This is a genomic window from Bacteroides cellulosilyticus DSM 14838 (genome assembly GCF_000158035.1).
Lineage (GTDB): Bacteria > Bacteroidota > Bacteroidia > Bacteroidales > Bacteroidaceae > Bacteroides > Bacteroides cellulosilyticus.
Genome location: NZ_EQ973490.1, coordinates 580,703 through 585,620 on the forward strand (window position 1 = coordinate 580,703; position 4,918 = coordinate 585,620).

Genomic DNA, 4,918 nt, shown 5'->3' on the forward strand with positions numbered 1-4,918 from the left:
CAGAATCAGATAGATAAGGAATATGCAAATGGCATAGATGAAAATAGTCTGTGCACCACCACTACTTGCTTCTTCACGTGCCATACCACCATATTCATATCCGTAGCCCGTAGGCAAAGTCTGTTCTGCCACCTCTTCAATCACCTTCTGCACTTCACCGGAAGAGTAACCTTCGGCAGGATTTACATTGGCAGAGATAGAGCTATACAGATTGAAACGATTGGTTGTTTCCGGTCCCAACACTTTCTTCAATGTTACAAACTGACTTACCGGAGCCATTTCCGTACCATTCCGTACAAACATATTGTCCAGAGATTGCTCGTCCAGGCGGTATTCAGGCGAAGCCTGCATCATCACACGATACACTTTACCGAACTGGTTATAGTTAGATATGTACGCACCACCGCAATAGCTGCCCAATGCATCGAGCACTGCTCCCGGAGAAATACCGGCACGCTTACATTTAGCCGCATCTACTTCTACCGATACCTGCGGGAAATTGATGGCATATGCCGTGTAAGCCATAGCTACTTCCGGACGCTGATTCAGTGCGCCGAGGAACTGCATTACCGACTGGTAGAATGTTTCCATATCGCCACCCGTCTTGTCCTGAAGGTTCAGTTCGAGGGAGTTACCCATACCATACCCCGGAATCATAGCAGGCTGGAAACTGAATATCTGCGCTTCCTTAATACCATAAAACTGTCCATTGAGGCGGGCAACCACAGCATCCGAACTATGATCCTTTCCTTTTCGTTCGCTCCAGTCCTTCAAGCGCACAATGATTGTACCGTAAGAAGTTCCCTGACCGGATATAAGTCCATAGCCTGCTACGCGGGCATAATGTTCTATTTCAGGCGTATCCCGGAGGATATCTTCCAGTTTATCCATTACCTTCGTTGTTTCATCAAGCGTGCTTCCCGGTGAGATACTGACGTTCACCATGATGACACCCTGGTCTTCCTGAGGAACAAGTCCCGTTTTGGTAGTGCTCATCAGATAAACCAACAACGCGATAGCGGCTATCAACGAAGCCCACACCATCCAGCGATGACGGATGAAGAACATCACACCTTTCTTATATTTACCCAGCACAGCGTTGAACGAGGCATTGTAAGCTGCGCGTACCCGTCCGTTAATACTCTTGGCACTCTTGGTCCCGTCCGACGGGCGCATCATGATAGCACACAAAGCCGGGCATAGCGTCAAAGCCGAAATCATGGAAATACCTACGGCAGTTGCCATCGTGATACCGAACTGTGTATAGAATACACCGGAAGTTCCTCCCATAAATGTTACAGGAATAAACACTGCCATGAATACACAGGTACAAGAGATGATAGCCATCGTCACATCACCCATCGCATCTTTAGTGGCAAGATAAGGAGATTTGTATCCGGCATCAAATTTGGACTGCACCGCTTCCACCACCACAATGGCATCGTCCACCACCGTACCAATGGCAAGCACCAGTGCAAACAATGTCAGGATATTCAGACTGAATCCCGCAGCCACCAGGCAGGCAAACGTACCTACCAGCGACACTATGATGGATATGGACGGAATGAGCGTACTCTTTAAGTCCTGCAAGAAGAAATACACCACCAGAATAACCAGAATAATAGCGATGATTAATGTTTCTACCACATTGTGGATAGAAGCGAAAAGGAAGTCGTTGGAACTCATCATCGTGACAAACTCTGTTCCCCTCCGGCAGACTCTTTTCCATCTGCTTCATCTGGGCAGTAATTTCCTTATTCACAGCGGTTGCATTGGAGCCTGCCGTCTGAAATACCATGTAAAGAACAGCCGGTTTGCTATCCATTTCACTGCGGAAGCTATAAGTCATCGTACCCAATTGTACATCGGCTACATCCTTTAGGCGGAGTACAGAACCGTCGCTTTGCGAACGGATTACGGTATTCTGGAATTCCTCCACACTCTTCAATCGTCCGCGATACTTCATGGTAAACTGGAAGACATTCTTCGAACTCTCACCCAGCGAACCGGTAGGAGCTTCAATGTTCTGCTCCCCCAGCACGGCAGTAATATCCGAAGGAACCAGGGCATATTGCGCCATCCGTTCCGGTTTCAGCCAGATACGCATACTGTATGTATCTCCCAATTCCATTACATCTCCTACTCCCTCTACGCGTTTGATTTGAGGTAGTACATTGATGTCCAGATAATTGGCAAGGAACGTCTGATCATAACGCCCGTCATTGCAGACCAAAGCACCAATTTGGAGGAAGCTGGTCTGACGCTTCTGCGTGCTTACACCGATTTTGGTTACCTCGGCCGGCAGCAAACCCTGTGCCTTAGCTACACGGTTCTGCACATTCACTGCCGCCATATCAGGGTCTGTACCTTGCTTAAAGTAAACCTGTATAATAGCGAGGCCGGAGTTGGATGCCGTGGAAGTGATATACATCATATTCTCCACACCATTAATACTCTCTTCCAACGGCATGATGACGCTGTTCATTACTGCCTCGGCATCAGCGCCCGTATACTGAGCACTTACATATACTGTGGGAGGTGCAATGTCCGGATACTGCTCTACCGGCAGTGTAAGGAGCGAAATAAGCCCTATGACCAGAATCAGCACGGAGATGGAGATAGCCATCACCGGCCGCTTTATAAATACATTTCCTTTCATAATTTGTCTCCCTTCTTATTTTACTTGTGTGCCCTCACGCACTAATCCGGCACCTTCCGATATAATTTCATCACCGGATTGTAATCCGCTGAGCACCACATATTCGCGCCCATCGCTTATTCCGGCTACAGTGATCAGTGTAGAGACTGCTTTGCCGTCCACTACTTTATATACCACAACTTTGTCCTGCATCTGTACAGTGGCTCCCTGCGGAATGGCAATGCAATCCTTATAGATGCTGGGCACCACTACCGTACCGGATGCTCCGCTATGAAGCAGGCGTGATTCGTTAGGAAATACCACACGTGCCATTACAGTACCCGTCTGACGGTCGATAACTCCACTAATGGATTCTATGACACCTTTCTTATTATATACCGAATTATCATTCAGTATCAGTTCCACTTCCGGCATGTTTTTCAGAGCTTCATCCATGCTACCATACTGGCGTGTAAGGGCAAGTAACTGATTCTCAGTCATGGAGAAATAGACATACATGTCCGAATTGTCACTGACCGTAGTCAACGGATACGGCAGGTTGGCACCTACCAATGCACCCACGCGATAGGGTAATGCCCCCACTACTCCGTCACTGGGACTTTTCACCTCAGTATAGGAAAGATTGTTGCGTGCGTTCACTTCCTGGGCTTCGGCCTGCGTCAGCTGTGCTTTGGCAGTGAGATAGGTGTTCTCAGCTGTTTTCAGACTGAACTCTGAAACTACTTTCTGTGCATACAACTCTTTATTGCTGTTGTAGGTGAGTTCGGCAGTCGCCATTGCAGCACGTGCAGCTTCCACATTGGCAACGGCAGTCTTGAGCGCAGCTCTGTAGGGAATCTGATCGATAACGAAAAGCAACTGCCCACGGCGCACCGTCTGTCCTTCAGTCACACAAAGTTTTTCGATAGTACCCGATACTTGCGGATAGATATCAATATCCTGCCGCCCACGGATAGTGGCCGAATACGAAGTGGAAAGTTCTTTATCCGCCGCTTTTACTTCCATTATTGCAAAAGAAGGTTTCACTCCCGCATCCGTTGCCTGTTTGCAAGATGCCATCCACACTGTACAACCGACAATCCCTATCAGCCGTAACCATTTTTTGTTCACTGTAATCATACTTACTCTAATTGTCTTTTTATTAAAACTGGGACAAATGTAGGAGAAAGGAACAAAGCCATAGTGATCAATTTTCCCCCAAGAATGTCCCATTTTCGTTATTCGTCACTTTTAAAGCTAACTAATTATCAATAAGCATCATATAGAACAATATTAAAGGATAATAGGACATCCTGTTTTCCCCATAATTTACCAACTTTGCAAAAAGAAAAATGAAATAATATGGAAAAAGAGAACATTAAGACCGTAACCATAGAAGACTTTAAGAACAGTCAGCATATTCTTGACTATATAGATGATGACTTTGCGATAGTCAACAGTCTGGATGGAATACCTTATAGTAATGAGGTTGTCAGATTGGAGTGTTTCCTTATTGCCGTTTGTATAGAAGGGTGCATACAACTGGATATCAACAACCGGACCTACCAGCTACAGCCGGGCGACTTACTGCTCGGCCTTCCCAACACCATTATCGGACACACAATGATGAGCCCTAAATATAAAGTAAGGCTTGCTGGATTCTCCACCCGATTCCTGCAACGTATCCTCAAAGTAGAAAAAGATACGTGGGACACTGCCATCCATATCCACAACAATCCGGTGAAATCTATTAACAGGGAAAATGACAACAGCATTTTTAAACACTATGGAGAGTTAATCCTGGCGAAAATTAACGATGAACCCCATTGTTATCATAAAGCGGTGGTGCAGCATCTGTTTGCCGCTATCTTTTGCGAGATGATGGGTTACCTCAACAAAGAAATCGCCGATTCGGAGAAAGCCAAACTATCGAAAGAGGGTATCAAACAGGCTGACCATATTTTACGGAAGTTCATGGAACTGTTGTCGAAAGACAATGGTATGCATCGTTCAGTGACTTACTTTGCCGATGCACTTTGCTATACGCCCAAACACTTTTCAAAGGTCATCAAACAAGCATGCGGAAGGGCTCCTCTAGATTTGATAAATGAGACTGCGATAGAGCACATCAAATACCGGCTGAAGCATTCGGACAAGTCTATCAAAGAGATTGCGGAAGAATTCAACTTCCCAAATCAATCTTTCTTCGGGAAATATGTAAAAGGACACCTGGGGACATCACCCATTCGCTATCGGAGCACAAAAGAGGAATAACTTTCA

The 4,918-nt window shown here is 46.1% G+C and carries 2 protein-coding genes and 1 pseudogene; 1 reads left to right on the forward strand and 2 read right to left on the reverse strand.

All coding sequences use genetic code 11. From position 1 onward, the window contains the following. Window positions 1–2,659: pseudogene (locus tag BACCELL_RS06970) on the reverse strand (efflux RND transporter permease subunit); the annotation flags it as partial. A 15-nt stretch (window positions 2,660–2,674) separates the two neighbouring features. Further along, window positions 2,675–3,778 (reverse strand): efflux RND transporter periplasmic adaptor subunit, encoded by a 1,104-nt coding sequence (locus BACCELL_RS06975; protein ID WP_044153459.1) that lies wholly within the window; start codon window positions 3,776–3,778, stop codon window positions 2,675–2,677. Window positions 3,779–4,000: 222 nt separating this feature from the next. On the opposite strand from BACCELL_RS06975, the gene BACCELL_RS06980 reads away from it, so the two are divergent. Further along, a complete protein-coding gene (locus BACCELL_RS06980; RefSeq protein ID WP_007210950.1) occupies window positions 4,001–4,912 on the forward strand; it encodes an AraC family transcriptional regulator in 912 nt (303 codons plus the stop codon). The last annotated feature ends 6 nt before the right edge of the window (window positions 4,913–4,918 follow it).